The organism is Microbacterium umsixpiens (assembly GCF_053543675.1).
The window spans coordinates 45,095-48,364 of the sequence record NZ_JBLVOH010000038.1 but is presented as its reverse complement, the minus strand read 5'-3'; the positions used below and the strand labels follow the sequence as shown (position 1 = coordinate 48,364).

General features: G+C 67.2%; 3 protein-coding genes. 1 reads left to right on the top strand and 2 read right to left on the bottom strand.

Annotation, left to right across the window (positions count from 1 at the left end; translation table 11 throughout):
* Window positions 1–116 precede the first annotated feature (116 nt).
* On the bottom strand, window positions 117–1,883 hold the full coding sequence (locus tag ACNPM4_RS04090; protein WP_448984787.1) for an MDR family MFS transporter: 1,767 nt from the start codon (window positions 1,881–1,883) through the stop codon (window positions 117–119).
* Window positions 1,884–1,914: 31 nt separating this feature from the next.
* Window positions 1,915–2,892, bottom strand: coding sequence for a DMT family transporter (locus ACNPM4_RS04085; protein WP_448984781.1), 978 nt, complete (start codon window positions 2,890–2,892; stop codon window positions 1,915–1,917).
* Between the two features lie 34 nt (window positions 2,893–2,926).
* Between ACNPM4_RS04085 and ACNPM4_RS04080 the strand changes: the two genes are divergently transcribed.
* The coding region (locus tag ACNPM4_RS04080) for a TetR/AcrR family transcriptional regulator (protein WP_448984780.1) at window positions 2,927–3,270 on the top strand (344 nt) is incomplete at its 3' end.

The window sequence follows — 3,270 nt, the reverse complement described above, 5'->3', positions numbered from 1 at the left end:
CCCCAGACTCCTTCCAGAGCGACCTGGTCCTCGCGAAGATGAGGTTCAGGTGCGCCTGGAGGTCACCGAGCGCGCTGTCGACATCCGCCTGTCCGACCGCTTCGGGGGCGAGCATGTCAGCGCTCCTGGTCCCGATCTTCGCGTTCGAGGACGCGCACCGAACCGGTCGCGGGCGACTCGGACTCCGCACCTCCGAGCCGGATGGCCCCGGTGGAGAGCGACGCGCCGACCTCGGCCTCGGAGACCTCGATCACGGATTCCTCCGCCTGCTCGAGCATCTGCTCGGCGGCGTTCTTCGTCGACAGCGGCTTGTTCTTGATGAACGCGATCGCGATGATGGCGATCACCGCGAGCGGGATGGCGATGATGAACGAGTCGGCGATGCCGTGGCCGTAGGCACCCTCGACGATCGTGCGGATCGTGTCGGGAAGCTGTCCGACCTTCGGCACATCACCCGAGGCGAGGTGCTTGAGCGCATCGACCTCGGCGGGGGTCGTCGGCGTGAAGCCCTCGAGCGACTCGGTGATGTACGACGCGACGCTGGTCGACAGCATCGCACCCATGACCGTGACGCCGATGGTGCCGGCGATCGTGCGGAAGAAGTTCACGTTCGACGACGCGGCGCCCAGCTGCTGCGGCGCGGTGTCGTTCTGCACGATGAGCGTGAGGTTCTGCATGACCATGCCGAGGCCCGCACCGAGGATGAACATGTAGACGGCGACCAGCGGGAACGGGGTGTCGTAGCGCAGGGTGGCCATCAGGCTGACGCCGATGGTGGCGAGGACCGAGCCCGTCAGCATCCAGCCCTTCCACTTGCCGAAGCGGCTCACGAGCTGGCCGATGATGATCGACGCACCCATCTGGCCGATGATCATCGGGATGGTCATCAGGCCGGACTCGGTGGGCGTGGCGCCACGAGCCAGCTGGAAGTACTGCGCGAGGAACACCGAGGTGGCGAACATCGAGACGCCGATGGCGATCGAGGCGATCACCGACAGCGTGAAGGTGCGGTTGCGGAACAGCGACATCGGCACGATCGGTTCCTTGACGAAGAACTCGACCGTGATGAAGGCGGCGATCGCGACTCCGGCGATCACGGCGAGCATGATGCTCGTCGAGGAGTCCCAGTCGAACTGGCTGCCGCCCATCGAGACCCAGATGAGCAGGGTCGAAACGCCGACCGCGAGGAGCACGATGCCGAAGTAGTCGATCGAGACCTTACTGTCGTGCTGCGGCTTGGGCAGGTGCAGCGTGAACTGCAGCAGGACGAGGGCGAGGATCGCGAACGGCACGCCGACGAAGAAGTTGGAGCGCCAGCCCCACACGTCGGTGAGCAGTCCGCCGAGCAGCGGGCCGCCGATGGTGCCGAGGGCCATGATGCCGCCGACGACGCCCATGTACTTGCCGCGCTCACGCGGGGAGATGATGAGGGCCACGGCGATCATGACGAGCGACATGAGGCCGCCGACGCCGATGCCCTGGATGACGCGAACCGCGATGAGCATGTTCGTGTCGGTCGAGAAGCCGGCGATCACGGTGCCGACGGTGAAGAGGATGAGCGAGATCTGCACGAGGACCTTGCGGTCGACGAGGTCGGCGAGCTTGCCCCAGATGGGGGTCGAGACGGCGGTGGCCAGAAGGCTCGCGGTGATGACCCAGGTGTATTGGGACTGGGTGCCGCCGAGGTCGGCGATGATGACCGGCATCGAGGTCGACACGACGGTGCCCGAGAGCACGGCGACGAACATGCCGACGACGAGTCCGGAGATCGCGGTGAAGACCTCGCGGGCCGAGCGGGTGGCTTCGGGTGCTGAGGATGGGGTGTGTGTCACGGGGGTAACGCTCCTGCGTAGAAAGTTGATCGAGGTCAACCATACTCCGATAGTTGCGAAAGCGCAACTATCGGGAGGGTGTTCACAACTCCTCAATGAACGCGCGCGAAACCGAGCCCAGAGCCCCGGATCGCGAATCTCCCGACGATTCTGAGGAGTTATGCACGGCGCGCGTCTCGCTCACGAGCACCGCGGCCACACCGCCGGCGCACAGGGCGAAGCCGAGGACGGTGAGCGCCGTGAGCGGCTCACCCAGCAGCAGCGCTCCGGCCAGCGCGGTCGTCGGAGCGATCAGGAAGAGCAGCGCGTTCAGAGCCGTGATGCCCACCCGGCGCAGCAGCCACCAGTAGAGCCCGTACGCGGCGAGCGTCGGGAATGCGGCGGCGAACCCGACAGCGAACCAGAACGAGGCGGACGCCGGCGGCACGATCGCTCCGAAGACCGCGGCGACCGGCACGAGAGCCAGTGCGGTCACGCTCACGTGGATGGTGAGCGTGACAAGCGTGCCCGTACGCGGTTCCGAACGGCGCTGGAGGAAGGTGCCGACGATGAGGCTGGCCATGGCGAGGGCAGGCCAGACGTAGGCGGCGGGGTGCGCGGTCGAGTCGTCGAGCTGCGAGCGCACCACCAGGAGCACGCCCGCCGCGCCGATCAGAAGCCCGGCCCACTGCGCCCCGCGCACACGCAGTCCGAGCAGCGGACCGACGAGGACGGCGATGATGAGCGGCTGCACGGCGTCGATCAGCGCCGTGGTGCCGGTGGCGACGCCCGAGGCGACGGCCGCGTACACCGCGGTGCAGTATCCGAACTGGGCGAAGAGACCGATGAGCGCCTGCCGTCCCACATCAGCGCGGGTGACGTCCCGCCCCGCGCCGGTGAAGCCGACCACGGCGAGCAGGATCACGGCGAGGGGAACGAACCGCCACACCAGCAGAGCGAGGGGCGAGACGTCGTCGACCACCATCGCCGGCACGAGGAATCCGGAGCTCCAGGTGACGACGAACGCCACGGATGCCGCGATCGTCACGCCGACACGAACTATACCAACCTGTATACCCATTCCCCCGACTATACAGGTTGGTATAGTCGGGGACATGGCCGTCCCCGTTCCCGACCTCGCCCCGCTCACCCCTGGCGCGTCCCGCGTGCTCGACGCCGCATCACTGCTCTTCTACGAGCGCGGCATCCACGCGGTGGGAGTCGACACGATCGCCGAGGCCGCTGGCGTCACCAAGAAGACCCTCTACGACCGCTTCGGCTCCAAGGAAGCGCTGGTCGTCTCCTACCTGCAACATCGCGATGCACGATGGCGGGAACACGTCACCGCGCACCTGTCCCGCGTGCCGGAGCCCGGCATCGAGCGCGTGCTCGCCGTGTTCGACGCGGCGATCACCTGGTCGGACGACAACAGCCCCAAGGGGTGCAGCGCGATCAACGC

Bases quoted from the DNA above. Each gene is read 5' to 3' on its own strand.
- ACNPM4_RS04085 (WP_448984781.1), bottom strand. From the start codon at position 2,892: ATGGGTATACAGGTTGGTATAGTTCGTGTCGGCGTGACGATCGCGGCA.